Raw genomic sequence first — 17,369 nt, 5'->3', positions numbered from 1 at the left:
ACATTCCGAACCCGGAAGCTAAGCCTCACAGCGCCGATGGTACTGCAGGGGGGACCCTGTGGGAGAGTAGGACGCCGCCGAACAATCATTCCGAAATGGCCCCCTCCAATGTTGGAGGGGGCCATTTTGCGTTAACCTGCCAACCACACCTCGGCTCGGCGGAGAGGCGCGCACCGTTGCAGAACCTGACCCTTACCTGGCAGTCCGCCGGGGGCACCGCGGCCGCGCTCTACGGGGGCTCCTACGCGGCGTCGAGGTGGCGGCGCGGTCCGCTGCCGGCGCTGCTGCGGGAGGCCGGCACGCTGCTGGCGCTGTTCGCGCTCTGGCAGCTGGTGGGGAAGCTCTCGCTGATGAGCACCGAGCACGCGCTGGACCGGGCGAGCTGGATCCACCGGGCGGAGCTGGTGGTCGGCTTGCCGGACGAGGCGGCCTGGCAGGCTGCCGTGACGCCGTACCCGGTTCTGGTGCGGGCGGCGAACTACTACTACGCCGCCATGCACTTCACGGTGATGCTGGCCGTGCTGGCGTGGGTGTACCTCCGGCACCGGGCGCGGTACGCGTGGGTGCGGACCACCGTGGTGATCACGACGGCGGTCTGCCTCCTGGTGCAGTTCATCCCGGTGGCGCCGCCCAGGATGCTGCCGCAGGACGGGTTCGTCGACGTGGCGGCGGAGTACGGGCAGTCGGTGTACGGCGGCGCGGTCGGCGGGGTGGTGCCCGCGCAGCTGTCGGCGATGCCGTCGGTCCACGTGGCCTGGTGCGTGCTGGCGGCGGTGGCGGTGATCAAGGTATCGCCGAGTCCACTGCGCTGGCTGGTGGTGCTGCACCCGGTGCTGACGGTCGCGGTCGTGGTCGTCACGGCCAACCACTTCTGGGCGGACGGCCTGGTCGCCGTCGCCATCCTGCTCCTCTCCTACGCGGCCCAGGCGGGCTTCGCCCGCCGGCAGGCCCGCCGGGCGGTGGCCCGGGCCGCGGCCGGCCGTGAGGCCGGTGCACCTCCCACCGCGGAGCGGGCCGACACCCGCGGCTGAGGCGGCCGAGGCGACACACACCGGTGGGCCGGTCCTCCCCGAGCGGGGAGGACCGGCCCACCGGCGTTTCTGCGGCTACTTGACCGGCAGGACGGCCCGGCCCCACGCGCTGTTGGTCAGCGACGCGGTGGCCCAGTACCAGGCGACGAGCCCGGAGGCCGCGGCGACCCAGCCGGCGAACTTGGCGAGACCGCCGGAGGTGTTGAAGCTGGCGAAGGCGGAGAGCACCAGGGAGACGGTCAGCAGCCCGTAGACGGCGCGGCTGAACAGGCCCGCGTTCCAGCTGGCGGCGGTCAGGGTGAGGGCGAGCAGGGCCCACAGGAGCAGGAAGAGCCCGGCGGCGTTCTTGCCGGCGCCACCGGCTGCGGACCAGGTGGCCCAGAAGGCCCCGAGGCTGGTGAAGGCCGTCCCGGTGAAGCCCTCGCCGCCGCGGAGCTGCCAGATGCCGGCGATGAACAGGGTGAGACCGCCGACGAGGTGGGCGAGGTGTGCCGAGTCCCCTACCCCGGTGCCACTGAGGAGGCCGGTGGAGAGGAGACCGTAGGCGAGGAGAGTCAGGCCGAGGGCGAGGTAGCCGAGGTTACCCGCGTCGGCTCCGGTGGAGCGGGCGTTCTGTGCCCCGGTAGCGTCGTTGCTCACCGGAGGCTCCTTTCACTCTGGGCGCGCGCAGGGCGCGATCGACCACAGGGGGATGTTCGATGAGGTGGATGCGCGCGACCGCGCCGAGGGCGCACGGCTGGAGCGTGCGACGGCTGCGGTCAGAATGACGGCTCAGCGGAGAACCGCTGGTCGTGTCCCCGCCGGGGGATTCCCCGGTGAGATCGGTGTACCCGGCCGGGCAAGCTTGTACCCTTGTGAATCGTACAATTTGTCACGCCGTCAGCTGTGGAACGCTCACGATCGCTCATCGGTGGTACGTCGAAGGGCTCGGACGGGGCTACGGAGGGCCGAGAGAAGGGCGCCGGGCCTCTCTCAGCCGGTGCGCTGGGTGGGCACCCGCAGGGTGAGGATCGCCATGTCGTCGGAGGGCGGCTCCGGGGCGAACCGCTCGACCGCCCGCTGCACCCGCAGGGCCACCGCTCCCGCGGTCAGCCCGGTGCAGCCGGTGAGCACCTCCGCCAGGCCGTCGTCGCCCAGCATCCGCCGCCCCTCCCGGCGTTCGGTGACGCCGTCGGTGACGCAGAGCAGGACCTCGCCGGGGGCGAGCACCAATCGTTCGGCGGTGAGGTCGAGTTCGTCCATGACCCCGAGCAGCGGCTGCGGGGTGGCGGCCCGGTCGACCTGGCCGTCGGTGCGCAGCCGCAGCGGCAGCGGGTGGCCGGCGCAGACCAGCGAGAGCTCGGTGCTGCCGTCCGGCTGCGGCGTCAGCTCGCCGTAGAGCAGGGTGAGGAAGCGGCTGCGCGAACCCTCGTCCAGGATGGCCGCGTTGAGCCGGCTGAGGACCTGCGGCGCGTCCAGGCCCTCGCGGGCGAGCAGGCGCAGCGAGTGGCGGGCGAGGCCGGTCACGGAGGCCGCCTCGGGGCCGGTGCCGCAGACGTCGCCGATGGCGAAGCCGTAGGTGCCTTCGCGGATGGTGAAGAGGTCGTAGAAGTCGCCGCCGACCTCGTTGCCCTCGCCGGCGGCCTGGTAGTAGACGTCCACCTCGACGCCCGGGATCTCGGGAAGGTCCGGCGGCAGCAGACTGCGCTGGAGGGCCTGGCTGGTGGCGGTGCGCTCGGAGTAGAGGCGGGAGTTGTCGAGCGCGAGGGCGGCGCGGCGGGAGAGGTCCTCGGCCAGCTCCAGGATCTCCTGGCGGAACCGGATGCCGGCCGGGGAGCCGAGCGCGAGCAGGCCGATGACGCGGTTGCGGGCGGTGAGCGGCAGGACCACCGTCTCGCCGAGCAGGCCGCTGAGTTCGGGGCTGTCGGCGAGTCCGCCGGCGCGGGCGGTGTCGCTCGGGGCGGTCCAGAAGCGGACGCCGTGGGTGGGGCCGGACTCGGGGACGGCGGTCTTGTCGAGCAGGGCGCGCAGCGGGTCGATCCGGTCCTCGTCCTCGTGCAGGACGAAGGCGAGCGAGGCTGGGGCGCCGTGGTCGCCGTTGGTGTAGACGGCGCACCAGGACGCCAGGGTGGGGACGGCCATCTGCGCCATCAGGGCGAGCGTCTGCTCGTGCTGGAGGGTGCCGGCCAGTAGGTCGGAGGCCTCGACGAGGAAGGAGAGCGAGCCGCGGCGCAGCCGTTCGAGCTCGGTGAGCCGGGTGCTCTCGATGGCGAGGGCGACCCGGTCGGCGGCGAACTGCAGCCGCAGCGCGTCCTCGTTGTCGTAGCGGCCCGGTGCGGCGGCGGCGATGCCGAGCGAGCCGATCAGCCGGCCCTCGACCTTGAGCGGGACGGTGAGCAGGGAGCGCAGTCCGCTGTCGGTGAGGAGGGCGAGGCCGGTGGGGCGGGTGCTGAGGTCCTCGTGGACGGACGGCATCCGGGCGGAGTCGTAGCGGTTGCCGGTCTCGACGGGGAAGCGGGCGTGGCGGCGGTGGCCGGTGGTCAGGCCGGTGGCGGCGCGGACCTCGAACTCGGTCTCGTCCTCGGTGGTGAGCAGCACGTAGGCGGCGTCGGCGTCGAGCAGGTCGCGGGCGCGTTCGACGGCGCGCTGGAGCAGGGTGTCGAGGTCGTCGGTGCCGACCGAGCCGGTGAGCAGGTCGAGCCGCGCGCCGCCCTGTTCGGCCTTGTCGCCGGGCAGGGCGCGGGCGGGGGAGCGGAGCACCGCGCGGTCGGGTTCGAGGACGAGCAGGCAGAGAGTGGAGGGGATGCCCTCGGTGTCGCGGACGCGGACCTGCACGCCGTAGACCTCGACGGTGCCGCCGTCGCCGCGGCGCAGGCCGAAGCTGCCCTCCCAGCGGGCCAGCCGGAGGGTGGCGGCCAGGCCGAGGCCGCTGCCGGGGCCCTGGGGCCAGACGGCGAGGTCGGCCCAGGGCCGGCCGAGGACGGTGTCGGCGGGGTGCTGGAAGAGCGCCTCGGCGTCGGGGTTCCAGGCGAGGACGCGGCCGTCGTCGTCGAGTTGGACCACGGCGACGTGCAGCGGGCCGGTGCTGCTGGGCAGTTCGCTGCCGGGGGTGGCGGGCACGGCGTACCGGGTGCCGGTGACGTGGGCCGGCAGCGGGAGGCGGAACCAGACGGTCTTGCTGCCTGCGCCGTACTCGACGCCCCAGCGCTCGGCCAGGGCGGAGCACATGAGCAGGCCGCGGCCGCCCTCGCCGTCGGGGTCGGCGTAGCGGTCGGAGGCGGTGACCGGGACGTCGGCGAAGGCGGGCAGGCCGCGTTCGGGGTGGTGGTCGGTGACCTCGATCCGGACGGTCTCCGCCTCGCGCAGGCAACAGACCTCGGCTGCGGTGCCGGCGTGCACGACGGCGTTGGTGACCAGTTCGCTGACCAGGACCACGGCGTCGTCGACCACCTCGGGCAGGCCCCAGCCGAGCAGCGCGTCCCGGACGAACGCCCGTGCGGCGCCGGCGGACCGACCGACGGGTTCGAAGGTGGCGGCTGCGCGCGCGGTGACCACGTTGCCACTTCTCCTCTGCTCTGGCCCTGGCTGTCCGGGTGCGGCGCCGACTTCCCGGACGCGCCGGCGGCGTGAGCGGCGGCGCGGGGTCGGGTCGTGGCCCGGTGCAGCGCTCCACCCTACTTTCCGGTTGGTTCCCCGCGGGGGCGGGGCGTCGAAACAGGCACCTGAGGGTGATTCTGCCCACCTGTTTCGGTCGGGGCGGTACCAACCGAGCGCAACCGGCCGTATACCCGGCGCAGGTGCTGCCAGACTGGGGGGTCCGCGACGGCCGTCCGGAGCAGTACGGTCGGTGCGGGTTCCGGTCGGCCGCGCGGTCGCCGGGACGCAGATTCGCCGGGCCGGTGTCCGGTGCGGGGCCCGTGCGGGCCGCGGTCGGACGCCGGGCAGTTCACGATCTGGGAGGGGCCCGTTGAGTTCGGCCACCAAGGACGCAACCGGTACGACGCCGCCCGCTCAGCGTGGCGGGCGGTCCGGGGCCGCGCCGCGGAGCGCGGCCGGGCGGCGAGCCAACCACAGCCGCGGGGCCGAGCCCGCCGAGCTGCGCAAGCTGCTGGCGGCGCTCACCGCGATGCGGGACGGCAACTTCCGGCGGCGGTTGACGGTGCCGGGTGACGGACCGCTGGCGGAGATCGCCGCGGTGTTCAACGAGGTCGCCGAGCGCAACCAGCACCTGACGGGTGAACTGGCCCGGGTGCGCCGGGCGGTGGGCCGCGAGGGCCGGTTGAACGAGCGGCTGGAGACCGGCGCCGGCGAGGGCGCCTGGATGGCGGCGGTCGACAACTGCAATGCGTTGATCGACGACCTGGCCCGGCCGATGGCCGATGTCGGCCGGGTGCTGGCGTCGATCGCCGAGGGCGACCTGGACCAGAAGATGGAGCTGCGCTCGCTGCACGGCAACGGGGTGAGCCACCCGCTGCGCGGCGAGTACCTGAAGATCGGCCGGACCGTCAACGGCCTGGTGGACCAGCTGTCGGAGTTCACCGACGAGGTGACCCGGGTGGCCCGTGAGGTCGGTACCGAGGGCAAGCTCGGCGGCCAGGCCAAGGTGCGCAGCGTCTCGGGCAGTTGGAAGGACCTCGCGGACTCGGTCAACACCATGGCCGGCCGGCTGACCGCGCAGGTGCGCAACATCGCCCAGGTGACGACCGCGGTGGCCAAGGGCGATCTGTCGCGCAAGGTCACGGTCGAGGTGGCCGGCGAGATGCTGGAGCTGAAGAACACCGTCAACACGATGGTGGACCAGCTCAACGGCTTCGCCGCGCAGGTGACCCGGGTGGCTCTGGACGTGGGCACGGAGGGCCGGCTGGGCGGTCAGGCGCAGGTGCCGGGCGTCGCCGGGGTCTGGCGGGACCTGACCGACTCGGTGAACTTCATGGCCGACAACCTGACCGGCCAGGTGCGCAACATCGCCCAGGTGACGACCGCCGTGGCGCGCGGGGACCTCTCGCAGAAGATCGAGGTGGACGCGCGCGGCGAGATCCTGGAGCTGAAGAACACCATCAACACGATGGTGGACCAGCTGTCGGGCTTCGCCGAGCAGGTGACCCGGGTGGCCCGCCAGGTCGGTACCGAGGGCCGGCTGGGCGGTCAGGCGCAGGTGCCGGGCGCGGCCGGGGTCTGGCGGGACCTGACCGACAACGTCAACTTCATGGCGAACAACCTCACCGACCAGGTCCGCAACATCGCCCAGGTGACGACGGCGGTCGCCCGGGGCGACCTGTCGCAGAAGATCCAGGTGGACGCGCGCGGCGAGATCCTGGAGCTGAAGAACACCATCAACACGATGGTGGACCAGCTCGGGGCCTTCGCGGACGAGGTGACCAGGGTCGCCCGGGACGTCGGCACCGAGGGCATCCTCGGCGGTCAGGCGAGCGTGCCGGGGGTGTCCGGGACGTGGAAGGACCTCACCAACAGCGTCAACCTGATGGCCAACAACCTGACCAGCCAGGTGCGCAACATCGCCGAGGTGACCACCGCGGTGGCGCGCGGCGACGTGTCGAAGAAGATCACCGTCGACGCCCGGGGCGAGATCCTGGAGCTGGTCACCACCGTCAACACGATGGTCGACCAGCTCTCGGCGTTCGCCGACGAGGTGACCCGGGTGGCCCGCGAGGTGGGCACCGAGGGCATCCTGGGAGGCCAGGCGCGGGTGCGCGGGGTGTCGGGCATCTGGAAGGACCTGACCGACAACGTCAACCTGATGGCCAACAACCTGACCAGCCAGGTCCGCAACATCGCCGAGGTCGCCACGGCGGTGGCCCGCGGTGATCTCTCCAAGAAGATCGACATCGAGGCTCAGGGCGAGGTCGCGGCGCTGGCCGGCACCCTGAACACCATGGTCGACCAGCTCTCCGCCTTCGCGGTGGAGGTCACCAGGGTGGCCCGCGAGGTGGGCACCGACGGCACGCTGGGCGGCCAGGCGAGCGTGCCGGGGGTGGCCGGCATCTGGAAGGACCTGACCGACAACGTCAACCTGATGGCCAACAACCTCACCGGCCAGGTCCGCAACATCGCGCTGGTGATCACCGCGGTGGCCCGCGGCGACCTCTCGCAGAAGATCGACGTGGACGCGCGGGGCGAGATCCTGCAGCTCAAGACCAGCATCAACACGATGGTCGACCAGCTGGGGTCGTTCGCCGACGAGGTGACCCGGGTGGCCCGCGAGGTGGGCACCGACGGGCGGCTCGGCGGCCAGGCCCGGGTGCCGGGCGTGGACGGCACCTGGCAGGACCTCACCGAGTCGGTGAACGAGCTGGCCAACAACCTGACCCGGCAGGTGCGGGCGATCGCGCAGGTCGCGACGGCCGTGACCAGGGGCGACCTGTCGCTGCGGATCGACGTGGACGCCGCCGGGGAGCTCGACGAGCTCAAGGACAACATCAACCAGATGATCGCCAACCTGCGCGAGACCACTCGCACCAACCAGGAGCAGGACTGGCTCAAGACCAACCTGGCCCGGATCTCCGGCCTGCTGCAGGGCCGCCGTGACCTGGAGGCGGTCGCCTCACTGATCATGACCGAGCTGACGCCGGTGGTCTCGGCCCAGCACGGCGCGTTCTTCCTGGCCCAGCCGGCCGGCCGGACCGCCGAGCTGATCACCGAGGACGACGACGAGAACGACACCGTGCTGCGGCTGATCGGCAGCTACGGCTACCAGCGACGGGCGATGCCGACCACCTTCCGGCCCGGCGAGTCGCTGATCGGCCAGGCGGCCGTGGAGAAGCGGGCGATCATCCTCAAGGAGGCCCCGCCCGGGTACCTCAAGATCGCGTCCGGGCTGGGGGAGGCCTCGCCGGCCCACATCGTGGTGCTGCCGGTGCTGTTCGAGGGCCGGCTGCTGGGCGTGATCGAGCTGGCCACCTTCAGCTCCTTCACCACCGTCGCCCTGGACTTCCTCAACCAGATCGCCGACCTGATCGGCGTCACCGTGAACACCATCAGCGTCAACACCAAGACCGAGGGCCTGCTGCTGGAGTCCCAGCGGCTGACCGCGGAACTCTCCATGCGGTCGGCCGAATTGGAGGCGCGCCAGGAGGAACTGGAGCGGACCAACGAGGAGTTGCAGGAGAAGGCCTCGCAACTCGCCCAGCAGAACCGCGACATCGAGATCAAGAACAGCGAGATCGAGGAGGCGCGGCAGGTCCTGGAGGAGCGCGCCGAGCAGCTCGCGCTGGCGTCCCGGTACAAGAGCGAGTTCCTCGCCAACATGTCGCACGAGCTGCGCACCCCGCTCAACTCGCTGCTGATCCTGGCCAAGCTGCTCTCGGACAACAACGAGGGCAACCTCTCGCCCAAGCAGGTCGAGTTCGCCGACACCATCCACGGCGCCGGCTCCGACCTGCTCCAGCTGATCAACGACATCCTGGACCTCTCCAAGGTCGAGGCCGGGAAGATGGACGTCCGCCCGGCCCGGATCGCCCTGGTCCAGCTGGTCGACTACGTGGAGGCCACCTTCCAGCCGGTCGCGCTGGACAAGAACCTGGACTTCGCCGTCCGGGTCTCGCCCGCCCTGCCGGTCACCCTGCACACCGACGAGCAGCGGCTCCAGCAGGTGCTGCGCAACCTGATCTCCAACGCGGTGAAGTTCACCGACGCCGGCGCGGTCGACTTCTCGATCAGGCCGGGCGGTCCGGACGTCCCCCAGCACGTGCGGGAGCGCCTGCTGGAGGCCGGCACGATCCAGGGCCCGGACGACGCGCTGATCGCCTTCGCCGTCTCGGACACCGGCATCGGGATCCCCGGCAACAAGCTGCGGGAGATCTTCGAGCCGTTCCGGCAGGCCGACGGCACCACTAGCCGCAAGTACGGCGGCACCGGCCTCGGCCTGTCGATCAGCCGGGAGATCGCCCGCCTGCTCGGCGGTGAGATCCACGCCGAGAGCGAGCTGGGCCGGGGCTCCACGTTCACGCTGTACCTGCCGCTGCACGCCCAGGCCCCGGACGCCGGCCCGGCCGCCGCGCCGCAGCCCGCGGCGAACGCCTCGGCGGTGCGGGCCTCGGTCGCGGTCACCCCGGCCGGCACGCCCGTCCCGGTCGGCGAGAACCCGGCCGACCACTGGGCGCAGGAGGTCCGCGAACTCGCCGAGGAGCGCCGCCGGGGTGCCGTGGAGCGCCGTCGCGCCGTCGCGCCGGCCGTCCCGGCCGAGGTCCGTGCCCCGGCCGCCGCGCCGGCGGTCCGCCCGGCCGGCCGCGTGGACGCCCGGTTCGACGGCCAGCAGGTGCTGATCGTGGACGACGACGTCCGCAACGTCTTCGCGCTCACCAGCGTCCTGGAGCAGCACGGGCTGACCGTGCTGTACGCCGAGAACGGCCGCGAGGGCATCGAGATGCTGGAGCAGCACGAGAACGTCGCGCTGGTCCTGATGGACATCATGATGCCGGAGATGGACGGCTACGCGACGACCGAGGCGATCCGCCGGATGCCCCAGTTCGCCGGTCTGCCGATCATCGCGCTGACCGCCAAGGCGATGAAGGGCGACCGGGAGAAGTCGCTGGAGGCCGGTGCCACCGACCACATCACCAAGCCGGTCGAGACCGACCACCTGCTGTCCGTGATGCACGACTGGCTGAACGGCGGCCGGCCCTGAACGCCGGCAGGGGCGCGAACGCCGGGGCCCGCTCCGGGGTTCGCGCCACTCGGCGGCCGGTTTGCTGGCGGGGAGGGCCGGGAACCCGGTAGGGTCACCGATCGTTGCGAACAGTGACCGGTCGGCAACGCACTGCTGAGCGCGCGCCGGAGCACTGGCTGCGTGCTGCTCCGAACCGGGTCGCGACGGAGCGGTGTGCCGGGCGAGGGGGTGCGGCTAGCATGACCGGGGTAGTGGTGGGCAGTACGCGGGTGCCTTCCCCAGGCAGGCAGGCGACAGGAGGGCGGGTCGGAATGCAGAAGGCGAAGATCCTCCTGGTCGACGACCGGCCGGAGAACCTCCTGGCGCTGGAGGCGATCCTCTCGGCGCTGGACCAGACGCTGGTGCGCGCCGCGTCCGGTGAGGAGGCGCTCAAGGCGCTGCTCACCGACGACTTCGCGGTGATCCTGCTGGACGTCCAGATGCCCGGCATGGACGGCTTCGAGACGGCCGCCCACATCAAGCGGCGCGAGCGCACCCGGGACATCCCGATCATCTTCCTGACCGCGATCAACCACGGGCCGCACCACACCTTCCGCGGCTACGCGGCCGGTGCCGTCGACTACATCTCGAAGCCCTTCGACCCCTGGGTGCTGCGCGCCAAGGTCTCGGTCTTCGTCGACCTCTACATGAAGAACTGCCAGCTCAAGGAGCAGGCCGCACTCCTGCGGCTGCAGCTGGAGGCCGGCGGCGGGCAGCCGGCCATCGGCGGCGCGCTGCTGGGGGAGCTGTCGGCGCGGCTGGCCTCGGTGGAGGAGCAGGCCGAGGCGCTGGTCAAGCAGCTGGACGGCACCGAGGACGGCGGGGTGGCCGCCACCGCGGCCCACCTGGAGCGGAAGCTGGGCGGCCTGCGCCGGGCGCTGGACGCGCTCCGTCCCGGCGTCGAGTGAGCGCAGCCCCTTTCACACCTTCGGGTGGATTCCGACCGCTGTGACGGTGTGTCTGCGACACGTCCGGGCAGCGGGGGTCGGTCACATGTGCTCAGTCCGGCGACCCCGGTAGGCTGCTGAGCCATGGCCACACGTTCGCCCGGTAGCGCGGCAAGCACATCGAGCCCGGGACCGTCCAAGAAGGCCGCGGCGAAGGCTCCGGCCAAGCCGCCCGCGAAGAAGGCGGCCGCCAAGAAGGCCGCTCCGGCGAAGAAGGCCGCGGCCAAGGCCGCACCGCCCCCGCCCCCGCAGCCGCTGCTCTTCCGCGCCGTCCGGGCCGTCTGGCTGGGCCTGGCGCATGCCCTGGGCGCGGTCTTCCGCGGCTTCGGCGACGGCGCCAAGAACCTCGATCCGGCGCACCGCAAGGACGGCGTCGGCCTGCTGCTGTTCGCGCTGGCGCTGGTCACCGCCGCCGGCACCTGGTTCAGCCCGCAGGGCTGGCTCGGCGAGGCGGCCACCAACGTGGTCTCCGGCCTGTTCGGCCGGCTGGACGTGCTGGTGCCGTTCCTGCTGCTGGCGACCGCGGTCCGGCTGATGCGCCACCCGGAGCTGCCGGAGGCCAACGGGCGGATCATGATCGGCCTGAGCGCGCTGGTGGTCGGCGTGCTCGGCCTGGTCCACATCGGCTGCGGCGCCCCCATGATGGGCAGCGGCGCGACCCGGATAAGGGCGGCCGGCGGCATCGTCGGCTGGGCCGTCTCGACCCCGATGATGGCCGCCGCCGGACCGCCGCTCGCGGTGCCGCTGCTCCTGCTGCTGGCCTTCTTCGGCCTGCTGGTCACCACCGCCACCCCGGTCAACCGGATCCCGGAGCGGCTGCGCGCCGTCGGGGTCCGGCTCGGCGTGGTCGAGCCCGGCCCGCAGGACCGGGTCCCCGGGGGGCGTACGCCGGAGCGTGAGTTGTCCACCGAGCCGCCCGAGGACGCCGACCCGTCGGCGCTGCCGTTCACCGTGGACAGCGGTGACACCCCGGAGGACGAGGTGGGCGCCCGCCGGCGCCGCCGCCGGCGCAAGCAGTCCGCCGAGGCCGAGCCGGACGCCGCCGTCCCCGACATGTTCACCAAGGAGCCGCTCGCCCCCGACACCGAGGACCCGTACGCCACCCGGGACCTCGCCGCGGGCGCCGCCGCCGACCTGGACGGCGCGTTGGTCTACGGCGTGCCCGCCTCCTCGGCGGTGGCGGACATGATGCACCAGGTCCAGGACCGCACCGCGCCGCCGGAGGAGCCCGCCGTCCCGGCCGCCCGCAGCGGCGGCGCGGGTCCGGGGGCCCCGGAGGAGCACGGCCCGGCCCCGGTGCGGATGGAGCAGCTCCAGCTCTCCGGCGACACCACCTACCGGCTCCCCCCGCTCGACCTGCTGGAGCGCGGCGGCCCGGCCAAGGCCCGCAGCGCCCTCAACGACGAGGTGGTGGCCCAGCTCACCGGCACCTTCGCCGAGTTCAAGGTGGACGCGCGAGTCACCGGCTTCACCCGCGGCCCGACGGTCACCCGGTACGAGGTCGAGCTCGGTCCGGCGGTCAAGGTCGAGCGGATCACCGCGCTCGCCAAGAACATCGCGTACGCGGTGGCCAGCCCCGACGTGCGGATCATCAGCCCGATCCCGGGCAAGTCCGCCGTCGGCATCGAGATCCCCAACCGGGACCGCGAGATGGTCAACCTGGGCGACCTGCTGCGCTCGCGCACGGCCGCCGAGGACACCCACCCGATGGTGGTCGGGATGGGCAAGGACGTCGAGGGCCACACGGTGATGGCCAACCTCGCCAAGATGCCGCACATCCTGGTGGCCGGCGCGACCGGCGCGGGCAAGTCGTCCTGCATCAACTGCCTCATCACCTCGGTGCTGGCCCGGGCCACCCCGGACGAGGTCCGGATGGTGCTGGTCGACCCCAAGCGGGTCGAGCTGACCGCGTACGAGGGCATCCCGCACCTGATCACGCCGATCATCACCAACCCGAAGAAGGCCGCCGAGGCCCTCCAGTGGGTGGTGCGCGAGATGGACCTGCGCTACGACGACCTCGCCGCGTTCGGCTTCCGGCACGTGGACGACTTCAACGCGGCGGTCCGGGCCGGCAAGGTCACCCCGCCGCCGGGCAGCGAGCGCGAGCTGGCGCCGTACCCGTACCTGCTGGTCATCGTCGACGAGCTGGCCGACCTGATGATGGTCGCCCCGCGCGACGTCGAGGACTCGGTGGTCCGGATCACCCAGCTGGCCCGGGCCGCCGGCATCCACCTGGTGCTGGCGACCCAGCGGCCCTCGGTCGACGTGGTGACCGGTCTGATCAAGGCCAACGTGCCGTCCCGGCTGGCGTTCGCGACCTCGGCGATGGCCGACTCGCGGGTCATCCTGGACCAGCCGGGCGCCGAGAAGCTGATCGGCAAGGGCGACGCACTGTTCCTGCCGATGGGCGCGAGCAAGCCGATCCGGATGCAGGGCGCGTTCGTCACCGAGGCCGAGATCGCCGCGGTGGTGCAGCACTGCAAGGACCAGCTGTCTGCGGTCTACCGGGACGACGTGACCGTCGGCGGCGGTCCGAAGAAGGAGATCGACGAGGAGATCGGCGACGACCTGGACCTGCTCATCCAGGCGGCCGAGCTGGTGGTGTCCACCCAGTTCGGCTCCACCTCGATGCTCCAGCGCAAGCTGCGGGTCGGCTTCGCCAAGGCGGGCCGGCTGATGGACCTGATGGAGTCGCGCGGGATCGTCGGTCCGAGCGAGGGCTCCAAGGCCCGCGACGTCCTGGTGAAGCCGGATGAGCTGGACGGGGTGATCCTGAGCATCCGCGGCTGACGGGGCGTGCCCCCGGGCCGGTCTTCACCCGGACGGAGGAGGGGGGGATGATGTGCGGAACCGAGCGGAAGGGCCTCGCGTCCCAGGGCGGAAGGAACGGTTCCGTGAACCGCGGCCACCGCCCTGACGACCGCTCAGTGGCGGGCCGGGGCCCGGCCCGGCCGGCTGCGCGCATTCGGTCCTGTTCCGCTTGAGAAACGATCCGCCCACGCCCCTAGACTGTTCCCCAGCAGGTGGCCATCCGCTCGAAAGGCGTGCCCCGTGACCATCGGCAAGTCCCGCGACCGCGAGAACGCCCCGTCGTCCGCCCAGCCGTCCGGCGGCGCGGAGCAGACGGCCGATGCCGTGAGCATCGGCCGGGTGCTTTCCGCTGCCCGGATCGAGGCCCGACTCACGGTGGATCAGGTGAGTACCGCCACCCGGGTACGGGTGCCGATCGTGCACGCCATCGAGGAGGACGACTTCGCCCGCTGCGGCGGCGACTTCTACGCCCGTGGCCACATCCGCTCCATCGCGCGGGCGGTGGGTGTCGACGGCGAGGCCCTGGTGGAGCGCTACGACGCCGCGCACGGCGGCGCCCCGGCCTCCAAGCGCCCGACCCAGCTGATCGAGAACGCGCCGATCAAGGTGCCCAACCGCGGCCGGCCGAACTGGACCGCCGCGATGGTCGCCGCGATCGTCGCGGTGGTCGCCCTGATCGGCTTCAACCTGGTGAGCGGCAAGACCGGCGGCACCACGACCGGCTCCGCCAGCGCGCCGCTGCCCAGCGGCTCCGGCACCGGCTCGGTCGCCCCGGCGCCGTCGCCGAGCGTCCAGCCGCCCGCCCCGGCGCCCAGCGTCGCGGCGATCGCGGCCGCCCCGGCCGACAAGGTCACCGTGAAGCTGGTGGCCGAGAAGGACACCAGCTGGGTCTCCGCGCTGGACGGCAACGGCAAGTCGCTCTTCCAGAACAACATCGAGGAGGGTCAGGACCAGACCTTCACCGACCCCAAGCAGATCAAGCTGGTGATCGGCAACGCCGGAGCCGTGCACGTGTACGTCAACGGCAAGGACCTCGGTCCGGCGGGCAAGAACGGCCAGGTGGTGCACGTCACGTACACCCCCGGCGACCCGCAGGCGGGCTGACCGCAGGGGCCCTGTGGGCCCTGTGAAGATCCGGTAATCGGTGGCGCGCGGCCTCCGGGGCAAACGGCTCCGGCGGCCGCGCGTTAATCTTGGCCCTATGCCTGAACGCCGCACTGTCGCCCTTGTCACGCTCGGATGCGCCCGCAACGAGGTGGACTCCGAGGAACTCGCCGGGCGACTGGAAGCCGACGGCTGGTTGCTGGTCGACGACGCCGCCGAAGCCGACGTCGCCGTCGTCAACACCTGCGGCTTCGTCGAGGCCGCCAAGAAGGACTCCGTGGACGCCCTGCTGGAGGCCAACGACCTCAAGGGCCACGGCCGCACCCAGGCCGTCGTGGCCGTGGGCTGCATGGCCGAGCGCTACGGCAAGGAGCTCGCCGACGCGCTCCCCGAGGCCGACGGCGTGCTCGGCTTCGACGACTACTCCGACATCTCCGACCGCCTGCAGACCATCCTCTCCGGCGGCCACCACGCCCCGCACATCCCGCGCGACCGCCGCAAGCTGCTGCCGCTGAGCCCGGTCGAGCGCCAGGCGGCCGCCGCCGAGGTCGCCCTGCCGGGCCACGGCGCCCAGTCCGAGGCCGAGCCCATCGCCGACCTCCCGGACGGCCTCGCCCCCGCCTCCGGCCCGCGCACCCTGCGCAAGCGGCTGGACGACAGCCCGGTGGCCTCCGTGAAGCTCGCCTCCGGCTGTGACCGCCGATGCTCCTTCTGCGCCATCCCGGCCTTCCGCGGCTCGTTCATCTCGCGCCGCCCCTCCGACGTGCTGCAGGAGGCCCAGTGGCTGGCCTCGCAGGGCGTCCGCGAGGTCGTCCTGGTCAGCGAGAACAACACCTCGTACGGCAAGGACCTCGGCGACATCCGGCTGCTGGAGACGCTGCTCGGCGAGATCTCGGCCATCGAGGGCGTCGAGCGGGTCCGGGTCTCCTACCTGCAGCCCGCCGAGATGCGGCCGGGGCTGATCGACGCGATGACCGGCACCACCGACGTGGTGCCCTACTTCGACCTCTCGTTCCAGCACTCGGCGCCCGCCGTGCTGCGCCGGATGCGCCGCTTCGGCTCCACCGACCAGTTCCTGGAGCTGCTCGGGACCATCCGCGGCAAGGCCCCGCAGGCCGGCGCCCGGTCCAACTTCATCGTCGGCTTCCCCGGTGAGACCGAGGAGGACTTCGCCGAGCTGGAGCGGTTCGTCACGCACGCCGGCCTGGACGCGATCGGCGTCTTCGGCTACTCCGACGAGGACGGCACCGAGGCCGCCACCTACGACGGCAAGCTGCCCGAGGACGTGGTCGCGGACCGGCTGAACCGGCTCTCCAGGCTCGCCGAGGAGATGACCGCCCAGCGGGCCGAGCAGCGGATCGGCACCGAGGTCGAGGTGCTGATCGAGTCCGTGGACGGCGACCTGGTCGAGGGCCGCGCCGCCCACCAGGCGCCGGAGACGGACGGCCAGACCACGCTGACCGGCGTGGAGCACCCCGAGGTCGGCCGGTTCTACCGGGCCCGCGTGGTCGCCAGCGAGGGCGTCGACCTGGTCGCCGAGGCGCTGGAGCAGGTGCGGCTGCCGAGGACTTCGGGGGCCGAGGCGCCGGGGGTCGGGGCATGATCCAGGGGCCAGGCGCCCCGACCGCGGCCCACCCGGGCAGACCGGCGGCCGCGGTGCCGCCGTCCCCGGGGATCTGGAACATCGCCAACATGCTCACGATGCTCCGGCTGCTGCTGGTGCCGGTCTTCGTGGCGCTGCTCTTCGCCGACGGCGGGCACGACCCGAAGTGGCGCTCGGTCGCCTGGGCCGCGTTCGCCATCGCGATGATCACCGATCTGTTCGACGGGGAGCTGGCCCGGCGCAAGGGCCTGGTCACCGACTTCGGCAAGATCGCGGACCCGATCGCCGACAAGGCGATCATGGGCTCGGCGCTGATCGGCCTGTCGATCCTGGGCGATCTCCCGTGGTGGGTCACCGTGGTGATCCTGGCCCGCGAGCTCGGCATCACCCTGATGCGGTTCTGGGTGATCCGCTACGGCGTCATCCCGGCCAGCCGGGGCGGCAAGCTGAAGACGCTCACCCAGGGGATCGCGGTGGGCATGTACGTCCTGGAGCTGACCGGCTGGCTGGCCACCGCTCGGGCCGTACTGATGGGGCTGGCGGTGCTGCTGACCGTCGGCACCGCGCTGGACTACGTCGGGCAGGCGCTGCGCCTGCGCCGCGAGGGGCTGGCCGCGGAGCGCGCCGGCCGGTGAGAGGGGCGGACGGGGTGGACGACGGGGACTTCGAGCTGGCGGCGAAGGCGCACGCCGCGCTGCGCGGCGAGGGCAGCACGGTGGCGGTGGCCGAGTCGCTCACCGGCGGACTGCTGGCGGCCGCGCTGGTGGACGTCCCCGGGGCGTCCGCCACCTTCCGCGGGTCGGTCACCGCGTACGCGACCGAGCTGAAGGCCTCGGTGCTCGGCGTCGACGAGGGCCTGCTGGCCGTGCACGGTGCCGTCCACCCGGTGGTGGCCCGGCAGATGGCGGAGGGCGTGCGGCGGCTGCTGGGCGCCACGTACGGGCTCGCGACGACCGGGGTGGCCGGTCCGGAGCCGCAGGACGGGCAGCCGGTGGGCACGGTACACCTCGCGGTCGCCGGTCCGGGGGGAAGTCTGGTCAGTTCGCCCCGGTTGTCGGGCGAGCGTGCCACAATCCGTCACGGGGCGGTGACCGCCGCCCTGGAGCTGCTCGTCGGGCGGCTCCCGTCCGGATCGTCCGCACGCTGACCCGTCACCAGGACGCCTCGGCGCTGCGCCAACGGGCCCGGTACCGCGCCGGTTTCGCCGGAGCTTCGCAGGAACTTCTCAG

The 17,369-nt window shown here is 72.6% G+C and carries 10 protein-coding genes and 1 rRNA gene; 9 read left to right on the top strand and 2 right to left on the bottom strand.

The genetic code is table 11. From position 1 onward, the window contains the following. A 5S ribosomal RNA gene (rrf, locus tag ACIPSC_RS30805) occupies positions 1-83 on the top strand; the annotation flags it as partial. A 93-nt stretch (positions 84-176) separates the two neighbouring features. Beyond that, positions 177-1,031: a phosphatase PAP2 family protein gene (locus tag ACIPSC_RS30800; RefSeq protein WP_400830344.1), complete on the top strand. Its 855-nt coding sequence runs from the start codon at positions 177-179 to the stop codon at positions 1,029-1,031. Between the two features lie 75 nt (positions 1,032-1,106). On the opposite strand, the gene ACIPSC_RS30795 is transcribed toward ACIPSC_RS30800, so the two are convergent. Together ACIPSC_RS30795 and ACIPSC_RS30790 are read right to left on the bottom strand one after the other, a co-directional pair. Continuing rightward, positions 1,107-1,670, bottom strand: coding sequence for an acetate uptake transporter (locus ACIPSC_RS30795; RefSeq protein WP_400830341.1), 564 nt, complete (start codon positions 1,668-1,670; stop codon positions 1,107-1,109). A gap of 333 nt (positions 1,671-2,003) precedes the next feature. Continuing rightward, positions 2,004-4,565, bottom strand: coding sequence for a SpoIIE family protein phosphatase (locus ACIPSC_RS30790; RefSeq protein WP_400830339.1), 2,562 nt, complete (start codon positions 4,563-4,565; stop codon positions 2,004-2,006). A gap of 571 nt (positions 4,566-5,136) precedes the next feature. On the opposite strand from ACIPSC_RS30790, the gene ACIPSC_RS30785 reads away from it, so the two are divergent. The 7 genes from ACIPSC_RS30785 to ACIPSC_RS30755 all read left to right on the top strand — a co-directional run bounded on the left by ACIPSC_RS30785 (position 5,137) and on the right by ACIPSC_RS30755 (position 17,287). Continuing rightward, entirely contained in the window at positions 5,137-9,654 is a 4,518-nt protein-coding gene (locus ACIPSC_RS30785; protein WP_400830360.1) for a HAMP domain-containing protein, read from the top strand. 293 nt (positions 9,655-9,947) lie between these two features. Continuing rightward, a complete protein-coding gene (locus ACIPSC_RS30780) occupies positions 9,948-10,583 on the top strand; it encodes a response regulator (RefSeq protein ID WP_395294188.1) in 636 nt (211 codons plus the stop codon). A gap of 123 nt (positions 10,584-10,706) precedes the next feature. Continuing rightward, on the top strand, positions 10,707-13,412 hold the full coding sequence (locus ACIPSC_RS30775) for a DNA translocase FtsK (RefSeq protein WP_400830336.1): 2,706 nt from the start codon (positions 10,707-10,709) through the stop codon (positions 13,410-13,412). A gap of 261 nt (positions 13,413-13,673) precedes the next feature. Then, complete coding sequence (locus tag ACIPSC_RS30770) at positions 13,674-14,537, top strand: helix-turn-helix domain-containing protein (RefSeq protein ID WP_400830334.1); 864 nt, start codon at positions 13,674-13,676, stop codon at positions 14,535-14,537. Positions 14,538-14,634: 97 nt separating this feature from the next. Next, positions 14,635-16,140 (top strand): 30S ribosomal protein S12 methylthiotransferase RimO, encoded by a 1,506-nt coding sequence (gene rimO, locus ACIPSC_RS30765; protein ID WP_400830330.1) that lies wholly within the window; start codon positions 14,635-14,637, stop codon positions 16,138-16,140. Further along, complete coding sequence (gene pgsA, locus ACIPSC_RS30760) at positions 16,137-16,775, top strand: CDP-diacylglycerol--glycerol-3-phosphate 3-phosphatidyltransferase (RefSeq protein ID WP_238863990.1); 639 nt, start codon at positions 16,137-16,139, stop codon at positions 16,773-16,775. The genes rimO and pgsA overlap by 4 nt, the downstream gene beginning before the upstream one ends. Positions 16,776-16,810: 35 nt before the next feature. Continuing rightward, entirely contained in the window at positions 16,811-17,287 is a 477-nt protein-coding gene (locus ACIPSC_RS30755; protein WP_400830358.1) for a CinA family protein, read from the top strand. Positions 17,288-17,369: the final 82 nt, after the last annotated feature.

It is taken from the genome of Kitasatospora sp. NPDC090091 (assembly GCF_044747365.1).
Taxonomy (GTDB): Bacteria; Actinomycetota; Actinomycetes; order Streptomycetales; family Streptomycetaceae; genus Kitasatospora.
Note: the sequence above shows the minus strand (reverse complement) of the source record. Positions and strands in the feature narration are given on the sequence as shown.